18 protein-coding genes are annotated in these 17,175 nt (G+C 65.9%); 9 read left to right on the top strand and 9 right to left on the bottom strand.

Going from position 1 to position 17,175, the window contains the following annotated elements:
* Positions 1–11: 11 nt before the first annotated feature.
* The 4 genes from IP89_RS20710 to IP89_RS20695 all read right to left on the bottom strand — a co-directional run bounded on the left by IP89_RS20710 (position 12) and on the right by IP89_RS20695 (position 3,157).
* The gene (locus IP89_RS20710; protein WP_043311635.1) at positions 12–914 is read right to left on the bottom strand and encodes a D-2-hydroxyacid dehydrogenase; all 903 of its coding nucleotides are present in this window, start codon (positions 912–914) and stop codon (positions 12–14) included.
* Positions 914–1,207 (bottom strand): YcgL domain-containing protein, encoded by a 294-nt coding sequence (locus IP89_RS20705; protein ID WP_043311634.1) that lies wholly within the window; start codon positions 1,205–1,207, stop codon positions 914–916. Before IP89_RS20705 ends, IP89_RS20710 begins: the two co-directional genes overlap by 1 nt.
* Complete coding sequence (gene rnd, locus IP89_RS20700; RefSeq protein WP_043311633.1) at positions 1,204–2,319, bottom strand: ribonuclease D; 1,116 nt, start codon at positions 2,317–2,319, stop codon at positions 1,204–1,206. The genes IP89_RS20705 and rnd overlap by 4 nt, the downstream gene beginning before the upstream one ends.
* 94 nt (positions 2,320–2,413) lie before the next feature.
* Positions 2,414–3,157, bottom strand: coding sequence for an SDR family oxidoreductase (locus IP89_RS20695; RefSeq protein WP_043311632.1), 744 nt, complete (start codon positions 3,155–3,157; stop codon positions 2,414–2,416).
* A 134-nt stretch (positions 3,158–3,291) separates the two neighbouring features.
* On the opposite strand from IP89_RS20695, the gene IP89_RS20690 reads away from it, so the two are divergent.
* On the top strand, positions 3,292–4,197 hold the full coding sequence (locus IP89_RS20690; protein ID WP_043311631.1) for a LysR family transcriptional regulator: 906 nt from the start codon (positions 3,292–3,294) through the stop codon (positions 4,195–4,197).
* 43 nt (positions 4,198–4,240) lie between these two features.
* Complete coding sequence (locus IP89_RS20685) at positions 4,241–5,299, top strand: SMP-30/gluconolactonase/LRE family protein (protein WP_043311630.1); 1,059 nt, start codon at positions 4,241–4,243, stop codon at positions 5,297–5,299.
* A 45-nt stretch (positions 5,300–5,344) separates the two neighbouring features.
* Here the strand turns inward: IP89_RS20685 and IP89_RS20680 are convergent, their stop codons facing one another.
* Complete coding sequence (locus IP89_RS20680) at positions 5,345–6,136, bottom strand: 1-acyl-sn-glycerol-3-phosphate acyltransferase (protein WP_043311629.1); 792 nt, start codon at positions 6,134–6,136, stop codon at positions 5,345–5,347.
* A gap of 118 nt (positions 6,137–6,254) precedes the next feature.
* Here IP89_RS20680 and IP89_RS20675 point away from each other — a divergent pair, with 118 nt between their 5' ends.
* Positions 6,255–7,109, top strand: coding sequence for a sulfurtransferase (locus tag IP89_RS20675; protein ID WP_043311628.1), 855 nt, complete (start codon positions 6,255–6,257; stop codon positions 7,107–7,109).
* A 3-nt stretch (positions 7,110–7,112) separates the two neighbouring features.
* Here IP89_RS20675 and IP89_RS20670 read toward each other — a convergent pair whose 3' ends face one another.
* Positions 7,113–7,865, bottom strand: a complete 753-nt coding sequence (locus tag IP89_RS20670) for an AraC family transcriptional regulator (RefSeq protein ID WP_043311627.1) — start codon at positions 7,863–7,865, stop codon at positions 7,113–7,115.
* A gap of 173 nt (positions 7,866–8,038) precedes the next feature.
* Between IP89_RS20670 and lon the strand changes: the two genes are divergently transcribed.
* Both lon and IP89_RS20660 read left to right on the top strand, forming a co-directional pair.
* A complete protein-coding gene (gene lon, locus IP89_RS20665; RefSeq protein ID WP_043311626.1) occupies positions 8,039–10,429 on the top strand; it encodes an endopeptidase La in 2,391 nt (796 codons plus the stop codon).
* A gap of 49 nt (positions 10,430–10,478) precedes the next feature.
* Complete coding sequence (locus IP89_RS20660) at positions 10,479–10,880, top strand: protease inhibitor I42 family protein (RefSeq protein WP_043311625.1); 402 nt, start codon at positions 10,479–10,481, stop codon at positions 10,878–10,880.
* On the opposite strand, the gene IP89_RS23465 is transcribed toward IP89_RS20660, so the two are convergent.
* On the bottom strand, positions 10,867–11,160 hold the full coding sequence (locus tag IP89_RS23465; RefSeq protein WP_156115101.1) for a hypothetical protein: 294 nt from the start codon (positions 11,158–11,160) through the stop codon (positions 10,867–10,869). The genes IP89_RS20660 and IP89_RS23465 overlap by 14 nt on opposite strands.
* A gap of 12 nt (positions 11,161–11,172) precedes the next feature.
* Between IP89_RS23465 and IP89_RS20650 the strand changes: the two genes are divergently transcribed.
* Entirely contained in the window at positions 11,173–11,859 is a 687-nt protein-coding gene (locus IP89_RS20650; protein WP_052081168.1) for a lysoplasmalogenase, read from the top strand.
* Here the strand turns inward: IP89_RS20650 and IP89_RS20645 are convergent.
* Positions 11,814–13,505 carry a diguanylate cyclase gene (locus IP89_RS20645; protein WP_052081167.1) on the bottom strand — a complete coding sequence of 564 codons (1,692 nt, stop codon included), beginning with the start codon at positions 13,503–13,505 and terminating at the stop codon, positions 11,814–11,816. The genes IP89_RS20650 and IP89_RS20645 overlap by 46 nt on opposite strands.
* Positions 13,506–13,684: 179 nt before the next feature.
* Here IP89_RS20645 and IP89_RS20640 point away from each other — a divergent pair, with 179 nt between their 5' ends.
* The 3 genes from IP89_RS20640 to cmoB are packed head-to-tail and all read left to right on the top strand — an operon-like array spanning position 13,685 to position 16,029.
* Positions 13,685–14,254, top strand: a complete 570-nt coding sequence (locus IP89_RS20640; RefSeq protein WP_043311623.1) for a hypothetical protein — start codon at positions 13,685–13,687, stop codon at positions 14,252–14,254.
* A 33-nt stretch (positions 14,255–14,287) separates the two neighbouring features.
* Entirely contained in the window at positions 14,288–15,061 is a 774-nt protein-coding gene (gene cmoA / locus IP89_RS20635) for a carboxy-S-adenosyl-L-methionine synthase CmoA (RefSeq protein ID WP_052081166.1), read from the top strand.
* The gene (cmoB, locus tag IP89_RS20630) at positions 15,058–16,029 is read left to right on the top strand and encodes a tRNA 5-methoxyuridine(34)/uridine 5-oxyacetic acid(34) synthase CmoB (RefSeq protein ID WP_043311622.1); all 972 of its coding nucleotides are present in this window, start codon (positions 15,058–15,060) and stop codon (positions 16,027–16,029) included. The genes cmoA and cmoB overlap by 4 nt, the downstream gene beginning before the upstream one ends.
* Before the next feature lie 50 nt (positions 16,030–16,079).
* Here cmoB and IP89_RS20625 read toward each other — a convergent pair whose 3' ends face one another.
* Positions 16,080–16,913 (bottom strand): S1 RNA-binding domain-containing protein, encoded by an 834-nt coding sequence (locus tag IP89_RS20625; RefSeq protein WP_043311871.1) that lies wholly within the window; start codon positions 16,911–16,913, stop codon positions 16,080–16,082.
* Between the last annotated feature and the right edge of the window lie 262 nt (positions 16,914–17,175).

Below are 17,175 nucleotides of genomic sequence, written 5' to 3'. Positions count from 1 at the left end.
AGGGCTGCCCGTCAGTAGCCGCGGGCGAAGTCCACCTCGCCGCGTAAGGCCTGGCCATCGCGATAGCGCTGCAGGTTGTCCTGGAACAGCTCGGCCATCAGCGCCGGATCGGTGGGTGCCGAGCTGTGCCCGGTGAGCAGCAGGCGCGGCGCATCCCAGAACGGATGCCCCGGCGGCAGCGGCTCCTCGCGACACACGTCGATCACTGCAGCGGCCAGATGCCCGGCGCGCAGTGCCTCGATCAGATCGGCCTCGACCACCGCCACCCCACGCCCGCAGTTGATGAACAGCGCATCGGAGCGCATGCGCGCGAACAGCGCTGCGTCATACAGGTCCTGAGTCGTCGGGGTGTTGGGCAGCACGTTGACCAGGCAATCGGCCCAGGCCGCCTGCTCGGCCAGCGTCTCCAGGCCATGCACCTCGGAAAAATGGGCAATCGGCCGCGGCTGGCGGGCGATGCCGCGCAGCTCCACGCCGAACGGCGCCAGCAGGCGGGCAATGTCACTGCCGATATCACCAGCACCGACGACCAGCACCTTGCAGCCACGCAGACTGGGCGGCGGCTGGTTGTCCCAGCGCTGCTCGACTTGGCTAGCCAGGCGCGCCAGCAGGCGGCGGCGCTGGGCCAGCAGGTAAGTCAGCACGAATTCGGCCATCGGTTGGCCGAAGATGCCGACGGCCCGACTCAGGCGGTAATCGCGTGGCAGGTCGTCCGCCAGCAGCGGCGTGATGCCGGCCCAAGTGGACTGCAGCCATTCGGGGCGCACGCCCTGGCGCAGCAGGGGCGCGGCCAGGTCCGGTTCGGCCAGCCAGACCGGGCAGCTCGCCGCCTGCGCAGGGTCGGTGCACAGTTCGAGTCCGGGCAACAGCTGCGCATAGCGCTCGCGGTCGTGCTCCAGCAGGAAGATGCGCATCAGACCGGGTCGTTGCGACGCAGCAGTTCTTCCGGCAGGTGCTCGATGTAGTCGTCCTCGGGCGGCGGCATCTGCAGGTGATAACCCTGCTTGTCGAGGTTCTCCAGCACCTGGACGATGTCCTCGCGGGCCAGCTTCTTCTCCGGGGTTAGGATCATCTCGAAGCACAGCTGCGGCGCGCCGAAGGCGGCCAGCAGGCCCTCAGGCACGCGTTTGAGGGCATCGGCCTTGAGCACGTAGAGGTACATCTCGTTCTTGCGCGGGCTCTTGTAGATGGAGCAGATCTTCTTCATTGCAGTTCGTCCAGCAGGGCCTGGCCCATCAGTTCTCGGCGCCATCCGCGCAGGTTGTCCGGCAGCGTCCATGGGCCGTCGGGGAAGCCGCTCTTGAGCAGGGCTTCGAGGGATTTCTTGCGCAGCATCAGCTCGGGCGCCATCTGCAGGCGCTCGGCCTCGCGCTGGCCCACGGCACGCAGCTGCTTGATCAGCGCACCGGCCTCGATCGGCAAGGGCGCTGGTAGCGGCTCGGGCCACTGCTCGGGCGGCAAGGCGGCGGCCTCGCGGATCAGGCGCAGGATGGTCTCGCCATCCTGGCGCACGGTGCGCGGGTGCATGTCTTCGATGCGCGCCAGGGCCACGGTGTTATCCGGCTGGAAACGCGCCAGCGGCCACAGCGAGTGTTCACGCAGGATGCGGTTGCGCGGCTGGTTGCGCGCCCGTGCCTGACGTTCGCGCCAGGAGCAGAGCACGCGCAGCACGGCGAGTTGCTGCCGCGACAGCTTCCAGCCCAGCTTGGCGTCCTGATAGGCCTCGTCCGGGTCGATTTCGCGGCGCAGGTTGCTGACCAGTTCGGCACCGTCTTCGACAATCCAGGCCAGCTTGTCCGCCGACAGCTTGGGCAGCAGCGCCTGGTACAGCTCGGCCAGGTGCACGGCATCCTCGGCGGCGTAGCTGACCTGGGTCTCCGACAGCGGGCGCTGCAGCCAGTCGGAACGGGTCTCGCCCTTGGGCAGCTCGATGCCGAGCACTTCCTGCACCAGGCGCGAATAGCCCATGGAGAAGCCGATATTGAGGTAGCCACCGGCCAGCTGGGTATCGAACAGCGGCGCGGGCAAACTGCCGGTCAGGCGCAGGAAGACTTCCAGGTCCTCGCTGCAGGAGTGCAGCACCTTGGTCACGGCGCGGTCTTCCAGCAGTTCGGCGAACGGCGCCCAGTCCTTCACCTCGAGCGGATCGATCAGGTAGGCACGCGTGCCGTCACCCACCTGCAGCAGGCCGGCGATGGGGTAGAAGGTGTCGACCCGCATGAATTCGGTATCGAGGGCGACGTAGGGCAACTGCCGCCACTCGGCGCAATGACGCGCCAGACTGGCGTCGTCGAGGATCCATTGAATATCGATGGCCACGCGGCACTCCTTTGATAGTGCCGCGCAGTATATATGCCCGGCACGCCGGCCGGGCATTCGAGCGACCGGAGCAGGCCCGGTCGCTCGCCGCCCATCAGAACTCCTGCTGGGTCGGACGCAGTACCACTTCGCTGATGTCCACGTCCGCCGGCTGCTCGATGGCGTAGGCGATGGCGCGGGCCACCGAGTCGGCCGGGATGGCCTGTTGGTAGAACTCGTTGACGTTGCGCGACGAGGCCTCGTCGGAGCTGCCGTGCTTGAGCTCGGAATCCACCGCGCCGGGAGAGATCACGGTGACGCGGATGCTGCCGCCGACTTCATGGCGCAGGCCCTCGCTGATCGCCCGCACGGCGAACTTGGTGCCGCTGTAGACGGTGCCGCCCGGCGAGAACACCTTGATCCCGGCCACCGAGGCGATGTTGATGATCTGCCCGCTGGCCTGCTTCTGCATCTGCGGCAGCACGGCGGCGATGCCATAGAGCACGCCCTTGATGTTGATGTCGATCATGCGGTCCCACTCGTCGGTGCGGCCCTGCTCCATCGGTGCAATGGCCATCAGGCCCGAGTTGTTGACCATCACGTCGATGCGGCCGAACTCGGCGATGGCCGCGTCGGCCAGGGCCTGGACCTGCTGCTGCACGGTCACGTCGGTAGTCACGGCGATGGCATTGCCCCCGGCCGCACGGATTTCCGCAACGATGTTTTCCAGGCGCTCGGTGCGGCGCGCTGCCAGTACTACTTTGGCGCCGCGGGCGGCCAGGTGGCGAGCAGTGCTTTCGCCCAGGCCGCTGCTGGCGCCAGTGATCACTACCACTTTGTCGCTGATGTTGTTGCTCATGTTCGGCACTCCCGATTCAGGTTCGCAATGGGCAGAAGGCTTCTGCGTGGCGGCGAGTATGGAAAAGCGCTTTAGTGAAGAGAATGGAATAGATAGGATTTAGGAATTCCAAAAATAGGAACAAAGGAGCCACCATGCTCAACCGCATGGAGTTGTTGCGCATCTTCTGCTGCGCTGCCGAATCCGCCAGCTTCCGCGAGGCAGCCAGCCGCCTGGGCATCTCGCCGCAAGCCGTGACCCGCGCGGTGCAGGATCTGGAAAGCCAGTTCGGCGAGCAGCTGTTTCACCGCAGTACCCGCCAGGTGCGCATCACCGCCTTCGGTGAACGCCTGGCCGCCGAGGCGCGCCCGGCGCTCGGCGGCGTCGACCAGCTGTTCCAGCGCCACAGCCGTGAGCAGCGCCAGGACCTGGCCGGCACGGTGCGCATCACCGCACCGCACTCGATCGGCCGCGACATCCTGATACCGCTGTTGGCCCCGCTGCTGCGCGAACATCCACAGATCGAGCTGGACCTGCGCCTGAGCGAGCTGATCGCCGACACGGTGGACGAGCGCATCGATATCGGCGTGCGCATCGGCTCCGTCCGCGACCGCAGCTATATCGCCCGGGTCATCGCGCCGATCCACCTGCAGGTGGTGGCTGCCCCTGCCCTGCTGCAACGCCACGGCGTGCCGGACAACCTGCAGGCCCTGCAGAACCTGCCACTGTCCGCACTGGTCGACCAGAACACCGGGCGTATCTGGCCCTGGTATTTCGCCGGTCAGCAGCAGTTCGTACCCAGCCACCCGGCCTTCACCACCGACGACCAGCAGAGCGAGTGCGCCGCCGCCCTTGCCGGTCTGTGCATCGCCCAGCTGCCGGGCTACCTGATCGACCAGCACCTGGCCAGCGGCCACCTGCAGGCGCTGCTGCCCGACACCGCACCGGAGCCCTTCGAGCTGTTCATCTACCGCCCCCAGCGCGGTCCGGTGGCGGCGCGGGTACGCCTGGTTTATGACCACCTATTCCAGCATCTCGGGGCTGCGCTATCGCCAGCCTGAAACGCTACACTGCGCGCACTTCTTCCATAGGGAATAACAAGAAATGAAGAAATTTCTCGGTCTGCTGGTCCTGCTACTGGCCGGCGCCGCCAGCTACCTGGCCCTCACCCCAAGCCCCATCGACCCGCTGGCCTGGCAGCCGCAGCAGGCGCCGCAGATGACCGGCGTCCTGGAGCCCAACGACACCCTGATGAAAGCCGAACTGCTCGGCCAAGGGCAGATCCACGGCCCGGAAGATACCGCGGTGGACGCCCAGGGCCGGGTCTACGCCGGCCTGCATGACGGCCGGGTAATCCGCATCACCGACGGCAAGGTCGAGACCTTCACCGCCACCGGCGGCCGCCCGCTGGGCATGGACTTCGACGCCCAGGGCAACCTGATCGTCGCCGACGCCTACAAGGGCCTGCTGCGCATCGACCCGACCGGCAAGATCGAGGTGCTCACCACCGCCGCCGACGGCGTGCCCTTCGCCTTCACCGACGACCTGGATATCGCCAGCGACGGGCGCATCTACTTCACCGATGCTTCCAGCAAGTTCCAACAGCCGGACTACCTGCTCGACCTGCTCGAAGGCCGACCCTACGGGCGCCTGATGGTGTTCGATCCGGCCAACGGCAAGACCGAGGTGCTGCTCAAGGACCTGTACTTCGGCAACGGCGTGGCCCTGTCGCAGCATGAGGATTTCGTGTTGGTCAACGAGACCTACCGCTACCGCATCCAGCGCTACTGGCTGAAGGGCGACAAGGCCGGCACCCACGAGATCTTCGCCGACAACCTGCCGGGCATGCCGGACAACCTGCAGGGCGACCGCGCCGGCACCTTCTGGGTGGCCCTGCCGACCCCGCGCAAGAGCGACGCCGACTTCCTGCAGAACCAGCCGTGGCTCAAGGCCCAGCTGGCCAAGCTGCCGCGCGCGCTGTGGCCGAAGCCAGCCTCCTATGGCCTGGCCATCGCCCTCAACGAGCAGGGCGAGATCGTGCAGAGCCTGCACGACACCAGCGGCACCCACCTGCGCATGGTCACTTCGGTGAAGCCGGTCGGCGACTATCTGTATCTGGGTAGCTTGGACAATGACCGCATCGGCAAGCTGCAGATCCGTTGATAGCGGCCCCATGAAAAAGCCCGCCATTCGGCGGGCTTTTTCGTTTCACACCGGCTGTTCAGCGAGCCGGGCCGGCACCACGCTCGGCGTGGGTGCCCCCAACAGTTCCTGCATGCTCAGGCGGGTCTGCGCCATCAGCTCCGGCAGTTGCTCCGGGCTATAGCGGCTGGCATCGATCGGCGCGCCGATGTGCAGCTGTACCGGCAGGCCCAGGTTGAAGCGCCAGGTGCGTGCCGGCAGCACCTCGGAGATGCCGCGGAAGGCGATCGGCACGATGATCGCGTTGGTATCCAGAGCCAGGTGGAAGCAGCCCTTCTTGAACGGCAGCAGCTGCCCGTCCTTCGAGCGCGTACCTTCCGGCGCGGCCCACAGGACGATGCCGCTCTCCATCATGCTGCGGGCCTTCTCCAGGTCCTTCACCGCCTGGTGGCGGTTGTGCCGGTCCACCGAGGGAAACTCGGCCGCGCGGATCGCCGCGCCGAATACCGGTATGCCAAACAGCTCCTTCTTCGCCAGCATACGGATCGAGCCCGGCAGGGCGACGAAGCTGGCGGGGATGTCGTAGTGGCTGGCATGAGTGCTGAGCAGGATGTAGCGGCGGCCATCGTTGAAGTCCGGCATCGCGCCATGCACGCTGAGGTTCATCCGCACCAAGCGCAGCAACAGTCCCGACCAGCGCCGGGTATAGCGATCCACGTCAGCGCGGCGCAAACGCCCGCACACCCCGCGCAGCAGGATCAGGATGCAGAAGTACAGAGTGACCAGCGCGGTTCCGAAAACCACGCCGACGCGGCGGGCCAGGTTGGCGCTTTCGATGGCAGGTTGCAGGCTGAGCATTGGACTTCCTCTCGTGGCGAACCGCTGTATGAGCCGAAAAAGACGCCCGGGTTCGCTTCTGGTTATGCGTGGCTGTCCTTAAGATGCGCCTAGCCATGAATTCGACACAGGAGGTCCCATGCCCCTCGCCCAGCTGATCACCGCAGAACGCCTGCACACCCGTCTGGATCAGGCCAACCAGGTGATCCTCGATTGCCGCTTCGCCCTCGACGATCCGACCCACGGCACGCGCAGCTATGCCGAGGGACATATTCCCGGCGCCCGCTTCGCCGACCTGGAGCACGACCTGTCGTCGGCCAAGATCAAGGGCGTGACCGGCCGCCACCCACTGCCGCAGGCCAATGAGCTGGTCGCCCGGCTGCGCGCCTGGGGCATCGACAATGATTCGGACGTGGTGCTGTATGACGACGGCCCAGGAGCCTTCGCCGCCCGTGCCTGGTGGCTGCTGGCCTGGCTGGGCAAGCGCGATGGCGTGTTCATCCTCGATGGCGGCTTCAAGGCGTGGAAGGAAGCCGGCCTGCCGCTGAGCGATCAGTTGCCCACCAGCCAGCCCGGCAACTTCACGGGCCAGGCGGATGCCGCCCTGCTGCTCAGCGCCGCGCAGCTGCAGCAACGCCTCGGCCGCGCCGAACTGACCCTGCTCGACGCCCGCGCTCTGCCGCGCTTCCGTGGCGAGGTAGAGCCGCTGGACCCGGTGGCCGGGCACATTCCCGGCGCCCAGTGCGCGGTGTTCACTGACAATCTGGGCAGCGACGGGCGCTTCCTGCCGGCCGAACAGCTGCGCGCACGCTTCGATACCCTGCGTGGCGCGCGTCCTGTGGAAGAGTTGGTGGCCTATTGCGGCTCCGGCGTCACCGCCTGCCACAACCTGTTCGCCATGAGCCTCGCCGGCTATCCGCTGGCGCCGCTGTACGCGGGCTCCTGGAGCGAGTGGATCACCGATCCGGCACGCCCGGTGGCGACCGGCGACTGAGGCTTACTGCAACCCGCGCAGACGCTTCGGCGTGAGGCCCATGTAGCGACGCATGGCGGTGGTCAGCGCGCTCTGGCTGGAGAAGCCGCATTCCTCGGCGATCCGCACCAGCGGCAGCGGGCTCTCGCGCAGCAGGCGCGCGGCGTGGTCGAGGCGGGTCTTGAGCAGGTACTGGTGCGGGGTCAGGCCCAGGCTGTCCTTGAACTGGGCGTGGAAATGGCTGGGGCTGAGGCAGGCCACCTGGGCCAGCTCGATCACCGTGATGCGCCGCGCCAGGTGCTCGCCGATATAGGCATCCAGGCGCGCTACATCCAGGCCCGCCAACTGCTGCCGGCGCCCCTCGCCGAACAGGCGCAGATGCAGGGCACGCAACAACACGCCGCCCAGCGCACGGGCCAGGTGCTGGTCGCTGCCGTAGCGCGCCAGTTCGGCTCCGGCATAGCTCAGCAGGTTCTGGAAATCGGCATCCAGTGCCGGGTAGCGCGGGCTCTCGAACAGCTGGGCGAGCAGTTCCAGGTCTTCCGGCGAGGTGTCCTGCTCGTCCAGATCGAGGATTAGCATGCGATTGTCGCCCATGCCGGCGAACTCGTGCCCGGCATCACCCGGCACCAGGCAGGCGCGCATGCGGCAGACCTCGCCACCACAACCGTTGACCTCAAATTCGGCGCGCCCGGCCAGCGACATCACCAACTGGTGATGGTCGTGAGCGTGGGCATGGGCCTGAGCGTCGAGGCGAGCGAGACGGGCGTTGAGCATGGTGCAAGACGGCTGCCGGAAAGGGTTGCACTTTACCGGGTTGCACCTCATTTCGGCAGTACCACCGACAAACGGGAAAAGGTTGCACCTGCACTCGCCATGGCAAATCGTTGAAATGCCGCTAGGGTCACCCCATCTAACGACCTACCACCGATTGCCGTGCAAGGATCGTCATGAGCGACAGTTCCGACTACATCGAAGCCGAAGCCACCCCGCAAGCCACCGGCCTGGCCCTCCCCGGCCAGTCCCTGCCGGACAAGCTGTACGTCCTGCCGATCCATAACCGCCCCTTCTTCCCGGCGCAGGTGTTGCCGGTCATCGTCAGTGAGGAGCACTGGGCCGAGACCCTGGAGCTGGTGGCCAACACCGAGCACAAGTGCATGGCGCTGTTCTACGTCGACCAGCCGGTGACCGATCCGCGCCACTTCGACACCGACTCGCTGCCCGAGCACGGTACCCTGGTGAAGATCCACCAGGCCAGCCGCGTCGACGGCAAGCTGCAGTTCGTCGCCCAGGGCCTGGGCAGGGTCAAGGTGCGCGGCTGGCTCAAGCGTCATCGTCCGCCCTACCTGGCCGAGGTGGACTACCCGCCGAGTGCCAATGATCAGCGCGACGAGGTCAAGGCCTATGGCATGGCGCTGATCAATGCGATCAAGGAACTGCTGCCGCTCAACCCGCTGTACAGCGAGGAGCTGAAGAACTACCTGAATCGCTTCAGCCCCAACGATCCGTCGCCGCTGACCGACTTCGCCGCCGCCCTGACCACCGCCCCGGCCCATGTGCTGCAGGAGGTGCTGGACTGCGTGCCGATCCTGCGTCGCATGGAGAAGGTGCTGCCGCTGCTGCGCAAGGAAGTGGAGGTCGCGCGCCTGCAGAACGAACTGTCCGCCGAGGTCGACCGCAAGATCGGCGAGCACCAGCGCGAGTTCTTCCTCAAGGAGCAGCTCAAGGTGATCCAGCAGGAGCTGGGCATCACCAAGGACGACCGCAGCGCCGACGCCGATGAATTCCGTGCCCGCCTGGAAGGCAAGACCCTGCCGCCCCAGGCACAGAAGCGCATCGACGAGGAGCTGGGCAAGCTGGCCATCCTCGAGACCGGCTCGCCCGAATACGCAGTAACGCGCAACTACCTGGACTGGGCCACCACCCTGCCCTGGGGCGTGTTCGGCCAGGACAAGCTCGACCTCGGCCACGCCCGCCAAGTGCTGGACAAGCACCACGCCGGGATGGACGACATCAAGGCGCGCATCACCGAGTTCCTTGCCGTCGGCGCCTTCAAGGGCGAGATCGCCGGCAGCATCGTGCTGCTGGTCGGACCACCCGGCGTGGGCAAGACCAGCATCGGCAAGTCCATCGCCGAATCCCTCGGCCGGCCGTTCTACCGCTTCAGCGTAGGCGGCATGCGCGACGAGGCGGAGATCAAGGGCCACCGCCGCACCTACATCGGCGCCATGCCCGGCAAGCTGGTGCAGGCGCTCAAGGAAGCCGAGGTGATGAACCCGGTGATCATGCTCGACGAGATCGACAAGATGGGCGCCAGCTACCAGGGCGACCCGGCTTCGGCACTGCTGGAGACTCTCGATCCGGAGCAGAACGTCGAGTTCCTCGACCACTACCTGGACCTGCGCCTGGACCTGTCCAAGGTGCTGTTCGTCTGCACCGCCAACACCCTCGACTCCATCCCCGGGCCGCTGCTCGACCGCATGGAGGTGATCCGCCTGTCCGGCTACATCGCCGAGGAGAAGCTGGCCATCGCCAAGCGCCACCTGTGGCCGCGCCAGCTGGAAAAGGCCGGTGTGAAGAAAGCCCAGCTGAGCATCAACGACGCCGCGCTCAAGGCGGTGATCGAGGGATACGCCCGCGAGGCCGGCGTGCGCCAGCTGGAGAAGCAGCTCGGCAAGCTGGTGCGCAAGGCAGTGGTCAAGCTGCTCGACGAACCCGGCACGCCAGTGAAGATCGGCCCCAAGGACCTGGAAGGCTACCTCGGCATGCCGCTGTTCCGCGGCGAGCAGGTGCTCTCCGGCACCGGCATCATTACCGGCCTGGCCTGGACCAGTATGGGCGGCGCCACCCTGCCGATCGAAGCCACGCGCATCCACACGCTCAACCGCGGCTTCAAGCTCACCGGCCAGCTCGGCGAGGTGATGAAGGAGTCGGCGGAGATCGCCTACAGCTACGTCACCGCCAACCTGAAGAAATACGGTGGCGATACGACCTTCTTTGATCAGGCCTTCGTCCACCTGCATGTACCGGATGGTGCCACGCCCAAGGACGGCCCCAGCGCCGGCATCAGCATGGCCAGCGCCCTGCTCTCCCTGGCGCGCAAGCAGGCGCCGAAGAAGGGCGTGGCGATGACTGGCGAACTGTCACTGACCGGCCAGGTGATGCCGATCGGCGGCGTGCGTGAAAAGGTGATCGCGGCGCGCCGGCAGAAGCTGTTCGAGCTGATCCTGCCGGAAGCCAACCGTGGCGACTTCGCCGAGCTGCCGGACTATCTGAAGGAAGGCATCACCGTGCACTTCGCCAAACGCTACGCCGACGTGGCCAAGGTGCTGTTCGGCTGATCCGGCCGCCCGCTATGCTGTGCAGGTTTTCGATCGACAGGAGTCCGCCATGAATCGTGCCCACCGCCTGCTGCTGCCCTGCGGCCTCGCCCTGCTGGCCGCCTGCAGCTCGCAGCCCAAGCCCAGCGTCAGCGTGGAGGAGAAGCAGCTGGGCAAGTGCCCGATGCAGCTGCACGCCGGCCAGACCCTGACCGTGACGCTGCCGAGCAACCCCACCACCGGCTTCCGCTGGGTAGTGGCCGACGCCGCCCCCGGCGTGCTGCGCAGCCTGGGCCCCGAGGTCTACGTGACGCCGGAAGACGCCGGCCTGGTCGGCGCCGGCGGCCAGTCCAGCTGGCGCTACCAGGCCTACCAGACAGGTGAAGGCCGCCTGCTGATGCAGTACCGCCGCCCCTGGGAAGTAGAAGTGGCACCGGCCAAGACCATCGACTGCAAGATCAGCGTGCGCTGACAAGATGGCTCGGGTACGCCTTCCCAAGAACCTGGGCGAGTTCGAGATCATCACAACCAAAGCCGGCAGCCCGGCGATCTGGAATCGCAAGACCGGGAAAAATCGCTTCCTGCTTGCCTGCCGCAATTTCGAAGAAGCCGAGAAACTGCTTCAGAGGATCAAAGCAGGCGGCCACCAGGATGAGATCTGGCTCTAATCTCTGACGCGATAAGCCTCCCCGGCTGTCATACGTCGCACTGGCCTCGGCCGCTGCGATGGCAATAATGGGCGCAAACAACAAGAGAGCTTCGCCATGCGCCCATTGCTTCTACTCATCGCCCTCGTCGGCGTCGTGCTGTTCCTGCTCGGCCACCAACTCGAACTGCCCTGGCTGCGCCTGCTGAGTAAGCCGCTGCCGGTGATCTGCCTGCTGATCTGGCTGCGCCAGGCACCAGCAGGTGCCTATCGGCGCTGGATCGGCATAGGCCTGGCCTTCTCTCTATTGGGCGACATGCTGCTGGAATGGCCGGCCGACCTGTTCGTCTTCGGTCTGGGCGCCTTCCTGCTCGCCCACCTCGCCTATCTCGTCGCCTACCTGGGCGACACCCGCCGCCTGGCGCCGCTCGACCTACTGATCGCAGCGGTGGCGGCCGGTGGCATGTTCTTCGTCCTGGCCAGTGCCGGGCTCGGCCCGCTGCTGCTACCGGTGGCGCTGTACAGCCTGGCCATCGGCGCCATGCTCTGGCGCGCCCTGGCCCGCGTCGGCCAGGTTGCCAGCCGCTCCGCCTGGCTGGCCGCCGGCGGCGCGGCGCTGTTCGTGCTGTCGGACAGCCTGATCGGCATCAACCGCTTCGTCGCACCGTTCGAAGGCGCACGCTACGCCATCATCCTCAGCTACTGGCTGGGCCAGTTCGGCATCGCCGCCTCAGCCGTGGTGCTGACGTCACGCACGGTTCAGGAAGAAGGAGCCTCCTCGGCACCATCCATCTCGCGGCTATAGATGCACAGGCGGTTACGCCCAGTGCGCTTGGCCTGGTACAGCGCGGTATCGGCGGCATGCAGCAGACGATCCATCTCGCTGCCGTCCTCGGGGAACCAGGCCAGGCCCAGCGAGATGTTGATCGGCCCCAGCGGCTGACCGCCATAGCGCACCTGCAGGCGACTGACCGCCACGCGTAGCGCCTCGCAGCGGTCGATGGCGTCCTCGCGGCTGATCTCCGGCATCACCAGGGCAAACTCCTCGCCGCCATAGCGGCAGGCCAGGTCGCTGGTGCGTACGTTGCGTTTCATCTCCAACGCCAGGTTGCGCAGCACCAGGTCGCCGGCCTCGTGGCCGAAGGTGTCGTTGAAGCGCTTGAAGTGGTCGACGTCGAGCAGCACCACCGCCACCGCCGACTGTTTGCGGCTGGCCCGTAGCAGTTCGCGGCGCAGGGTCTCGTCGAGGAAGCGGCGGTTATGCAGGCCGGTCAGGGCATCCACCAACGACTGCTGGCGCAGGCTCTCACGCAGCGACAGGTTGGAAACACCCAGCGATACCTGTTCGGCAAAGGCCTCGGCCAGTTCGAGATCGGCCGGATTTTCACCGGCCAGGGTCAGCACGCCAAGAGGCTCGCCCTGGGCCATCAGCGGCACGCAGACATAGCTGTGCGCGGCCATCGGCGTGCCCTCCAGGTGCGGGCACAGCAGGTCCTTGCTCGGGTCGGCCACCTGGTGACTCTGCCCGCGGCGAATGGCCCAGCAGGAATGCGGCTCGAACAGCTCGGAACCCTGCGTCCAGTTGCCCCAGTGAGCGACGTCTTCGAGCACATCGCGCGAGGGGTGGTAGAGGGTCAGGCTGCCGGTGTTCTGCGGGAACAGCTGCTCGGCGAAGCGCCCGACGATGCTGTAGCACTCATCGAAACGGGTGATCGAGTGCAGCGCCCCGGCCATACGGCTGAGCAGGGAAATCTCGCGATTGCGCAGCTCCAAGCGCTGCATGCCACTGGACAGCTGCTCACTGAGGCTCTGCAGCGCTTGCCGCGACTTCTTGCCCTCCCTGAGCGTACGGAAGGTGAAGTGGAACAACAGGGCGATCACCGCCAGGTCGAGGATGGCAATCAGCACCAGCAGCCCCATGACGATCTGCTGCTGCCACTCGCGGCGCTGCTCCAGCACCGTCATGCGGCTCTTGAGCTCACCCTGCATGTGGTCGACCTGCAAGCGGATGCTGTCCATCAGCCGCTTGCCGCGGCCCTGGCTGATCAGCTCGCTGGCGGCCTGCATGCCCTGCTCGCGGCGCAGGCCGATGACACCGTCGAAGTAGGTGCGCTGCTCAGCCAGCACCGGCCGTAGCGCCTCGAGCTGCCCCAGCAGCTTCGGGTCATCGGCCAGGAGAATCTGCAGCTCCTGCAGCAACTGGTCGACTTCAGCATAGCCCTGGTAGAGCGGGGAAAGGAAATCTTCACGGCCGCTGATGACGAAGCCGCGCTGGCCGGTCTCGCCATCCACCAGCGCCGACAGCAGCAGTTCGCTGCGTTCCAGCAGGTCTTCATCACGCTCGTAGAGCGCGCTCGTCGCGTCCATCCAGCGCCCGCCCATCAACGGCAGCAGCAGGTTGAGGCTGAGCATGAAGAGCGCCAGCAGGAAGCCAGCCTGAAGTCGCGTCACCGTTCGCATGTTCCAGCAATCCCTCTGTACTTCTCGTCCAATAAGAGTAACCGCTGCGCCAAGGTTAGCCACGATTTTCCGGCCATCGCCGACAACGACCTTCTGTCTCAGCCATGAGACGGCAGCCGCACGACAGATCGTCTATATGAAGAGAGTGGGGACCTTTCAAGGAGGCTGCCATGCGTGGCAACTCGTGGGCACTGTTGATGCTTTCACTGCTCTTGCTGCCTGGCTGCACCAGCCTGCTGCCCAGCCAGCGGGCGGAAGTCACATCTCCCTTCGGCGATTACACTGACACCGAGATTCGCTACGCCCAGGCGCAAGCGGGCACGACCACCCGCTCCGAACTGTTCGCTCTGGGCTTCGACCCGCTGAGCCAGGGCAACGGTAAGATGCTCTCGTTCATTGATTTGCGTCTGATGTTCGTCCAGCCCAACGTACCTATTGAATACTTGCCGGATGGCATGCTGCGCTGCCTGGAGGCCAAGGATCGTTGCATCGGCTACGCATTCGAGTTCAACAAGACCGACACTCAACGCGTGGGCAGCTTCTGGGCCGACGTGCTCAACTTCCGTAAAACACGGGAACTGAAGGGCTGGACCTTCCGCGCAGTGTTCGTTTTGGTCGACGACGTCTTGGTGCACAAGGTCAGCAACGGCGAGCCGAACATTCGCCGCTACGAGGTCAAGCGCAATCCACTAGGCCCGCTGCAAGGCGGAGGCGAATTCATTCTGGATCAGTTGCCCTGATGGCGGTTGGGTTGCTGCAAGCTCTTGGCTAAAATGCCGGCCTTTCCGCCCGGACCGATCACCGTGAAACAGCAGCCCGACCGCCTCTTCGCCCAGCCCCAGGACCAGGTGCCGGACTTCGTCTTCAACGAGGACGTGGCCAAGGTCTTCCCGGACATGATCAAGCGTTCGGTACCGGGCTACCCGACCATCGTCGAGAACCTCGGTGTGCTGGCCGCGCAGTTCGCCCAGCCGCACAGCGCCCTGTATGACCTGGGCTGCTCGCTCGGCGCCGTGACCCAGGCCCTGCGCCGCCACGTGAAGACCGACGACTGCCGGGTGATCGCCGTGGACAACTCCCACGCCATGGTCGAGCGCTGCTCCGAATACCTGCACGCCCAGGACGCCATGTTCCAGGAGCTGCTGCCGGCCGAGGTGATCGAGGCCGACATCCTCAGCCTGGACTTCCAGCCCGCCTCGCTGGTGGCGCTGAACTTCACCCTGCAATTCATCGCCCCGGAACAACGCCTGGAGCTGCTCGGGCGCATCCACCAGGCCCTGTTACCGGGCGGCGCGCTGATCCTCTCGGAAAAGCTGCGCTTCGAGAATGCCGACGAACACGCCCTGCTCGGCGAGCTGCACCTGGCCTTCAAGCGCGCCAATGGCTACAGCGAGCTGGAAATCGCGCAGAAGCGCAGCGCCATCGAGAACGTGATGAAGCCGGACAGCCTGGAACAGCACCGCGAACGCCTGCTGGCCGCCGGCTTCAGCAAGGTCGTGCCGTGGTTCCAGTGCCTCAACTTCGCCTCGCTGATCGCCCTGCCATGATCTTCCGCCGCCTCGACCTCGACGCTCTGCAACAACAACTGGCCGGCACCCCGCTGCAGGATTGGGCCGCCGGCCTGCCCGGCCAGCTCGATGCCAAGCTGGCTACCGGCCACGGCGACTTAGAGCGCTGGTATGCCGCCGTGGAGGCGCTGCCGCAGCTCGCGGTCAGCCACGCCGATCTGAAAGGCGAGCTGCGCCTGCAAGCAAGCTGCGACGAGGCCACGCAAAACACGCTGAAGACCGCACTGCAGGGCCTGATCCCCTGGCGCAAGGGGCCGTTCGACCTGTTCGGCGTGCATGTCGACACCGAGTGGCGCTCGGACTGGAAATGGACGCGGGTCGCCCCACACCTCGACCTGGCCGGCAAGCGCATCCTCGATGTCGGTTGCGGCAACGGCTACTACATGTGGCGTATGCTCGGCGCCGGCGCCGACAGCGTGGTCGGCGTCGACCCCAACTGGCTGTTCCTCAACCAGTTCCTCGCCGTGAAGAACTACCTGCCCGACGCCTCGGCCTGGCACCTGCCGCTGGCCCTGGAGGAGCTGCCGGCCAAGCTGGAAGGCTTCGACACCGTGTTCTCCATGGGCGTGCTCTACCACCGGCGCTCGCCCATCGACCACCTGCTCGACCTCAAGGACAAGCTGGTGCGCGGCGGCGAACTGGTATTGGAAACCCTGGTGGTCGAAGGTGACGCCCAGCAGGTGCTGGTGCCCGAGGACCGCTACGCGCAGATGCGCAACGTCTGGTTCCTGCCCTCGGTGCCGGCGCTGGAGCTGTGGCTGCGCCGCGCCGGCTTCGTCGACGTGCGCTGCGTGGATGTCTCCACCACCAGCGTGGAAGAGCAGCGCGCCACCGACTGGATGCGCTTCCAGTCGCTGCCGGAATTCCTCGACCCGGCCGACCACAGCCGCACCATCGAAGGCCTGCCGGCGCCAACCCGCGCCGTGCTGCTGGCGCGCAAGCCGTAATCACGCCCGAGGCAGGCGTAGCGCCTGCCTCCTCTAGCGATAAACCGGCCTCAGACCAGTTCGATACGGTCGTCGAGGATGCGGATCAGGCCCTGCTTGAACAGTCCGCCGATGGCCTTCTTGAAGTTGCCCTTGCTGACGCCGAAGACCTTGCTGATGGCCTCGGGCGAGCTCTTGTCGGACAGCGCCAGGCTGCCGCCGGCGTCACGCAGTGCGGTGAGGATCTGCTCGGACAGATCGTCACGGGCCTGCTGGCCGACCGGCTGCAGACTCAGGCTGATCTTGCCGTCGGCTCGCAGCTCCTTGATGTAGCCCTTCTCCTGGGAGCCACCACGCAGGAACTTGAACACCTCGTTCTTGTGGATCAGGCCCCAGTGCTGGCCGTTGATGATGGCCTTGAAGCCCAGGTCGGTCTGCTCCACCACCAACAGATCGACTTCCTGGCCGGCCTGGTAATTAGCCGGGGTCTTATCCAGGTAGCGATCCAGGCGCGCGGTGGCGGTGATGCGCCGGCTGCGGTCGAGGTAAGCGTGCACCACGCAGTAATCGCCGACCTGCAGCGGGCGCTTCTCCTCGGAGTGCGGCATCAGCAGGTCCTTGGACAGACCCCAGTCGAAGAACAGGCCGATGCGGTTGATGTCCACCACCTTGAGGCTGGCGAAGCCGCCGACCTGCAGCTTGGGCTTCTCGGTGGTGGCGATCAGGCGGTCTTCGCTGTCCAGGTAGATGAACACGTTGAGCCAGTCGCCCACCTCGCAGGGCTCGCCCTTGGGGATATAGCGCTTGGGCAGGAGGATCTCGCCGTCGGCACCGCCGTCGAGAAAGAGGCCGAAGTCGGCCAGCTTGGCCACCTGCAGAGAATTGAAGCGCCCGATCAGAGCCATGGTCATCACCCGAAGCAAAAGTTCGACATTTTAGGGTCTGTTAGCGCTTCGCCGCGACCGCGACGGCGCCTATTTTTGCGCGGAGCTAGGCGCGAGATGCGAAGTTTGGCATTCCAAATGAGCCATCGAGTAACAACGCCCCGCACAAAAATAGGCCCGTCCCTGCGGGTTGCGCGGAAAATCTCGCCATGCGTTGTTGTGGGACTTGCCAAGGGAATGACCATTGCCTGCGTCCCACGCCTAGCCTGGCGAGATTTTTCGC

The sequence above is a fragment of the Pseudomonas sp. ML96 genome (assembly GCF_000761545.1).
GTDB lineage: Bacteria > Pseudomonadota > Gammaproteobacteria > Pseudomonadales > Pseudomonadaceae > Aquipseudomonas.
Note: the sequence above shows the minus strand (reverse complement) of the source record. Positions and strands in the feature narration are given on the sequence as shown.

Excerpts from the sequence above, each read along its gene's own strand:
- IP89_RS20710 (WP_043311635.1), bottom strand. The coding sequence starts at position 914 with ATGCGCATCTTCCTGCTGGAGCACGACCGCGAGCGCTATGCGCAGCTG.
- IP89_RS20705 (WP_043311634.1), bottom strand. The coding sequence starts at position 1,207 with ATGAAGAAGATCTGCTCCATCTACAAGAGCCCGCGCAAGAACGAGATG.
- IP89_RS20695 (WP_043311632.1), bottom strand. The coding sequence starts at position 3,157 with ATGAGCAACAACATCAGCGACAAAGTGGTAGTGATCACTGGCGCCAGC.
- IP89_RS20690 (WP_043311631.1), top strand. The coding sequence starts at position 3,292 with ATGCTCAACCGCATGGAGTTGTTGCGCATCTTCTGCTGCGCTGCCGAA.
- IP89_RS20685 (WP_043311630.1), top strand. The coding sequence starts at position 4,241 with ATGAAGAAATTTCTCGGTCTGCTGGTCCTGCTACTGGCCGGCGCCGCC.
- IP89_RS20680 (WP_043311629.1), bottom strand. The coding sequence starts at position 6,136 with ATGCTCAGCCTGCAACCTGCCATCGAAAGCGCCAACCTGGCCCGCCGC.
- IP89_RS20675 (WP_043311628.1), top strand. The coding sequence starts at position 6,255 with ATGCCCCTCGCCCAGCTGATCACCGCAGAACGCCTGCACACCCGTCTG.
- IP89_RS20670 (WP_043311627.1), bottom strand. The coding sequence starts at position 7,865 with ATGCTCAACGCCCGTCTCGCTCGCCTCGACGCTCAGGCCCATGCCCAC.
- lon (WP_043311626.1), top strand. The coding sequence starts at position 8,039 with ATGAGCGACAGTTCCGACTACATCGAAGCCGAAGCCACCCCGCAAGCC.
- IP89_RS20660 (WP_043311625.1), top strand. The coding sequence starts at position 10,479 with ATGAATCGTGCCCACCGCCTGCTGCTGCCCTGCGGCCTCGCCCTGCTG.
- IP89_RS20650 (WP_052081168.1), top strand. The coding sequence starts at position 11,173 with ATGCGCCCATTGCTTCTACTCATCGCCCTCGTCGGCGTCGTGCTGTTC.
- IP89_RS20640 (WP_043311623.1), top strand. The coding sequence starts at position 13,685 with ATGCGTGGCAACTCGTGGGCACTGTTGATGCTTTCACTGCTCTTGCTG.
- cmoA (WP_052081166.1), top strand. The coding sequence starts at position 14,288 with ATGCCGGCCTTTCCGCCCGGACCGATCACCGTGAAACAGCAGCCCGAC.
- cmoB (WP_043311622.1), top strand. The coding sequence starts at position 15,058 with ATGATCTTCCGCCGCCTCGACCTCGACGCTCTGCAACAACAACTGGCC.
- IP89_RS20625 (WP_043311871.1), bottom strand. The coding sequence starts at position 16,913 with ATGGCTCTGATCGGGCGCTTCAATTCTCTGCAGGTGGCCAAGCTGGCC.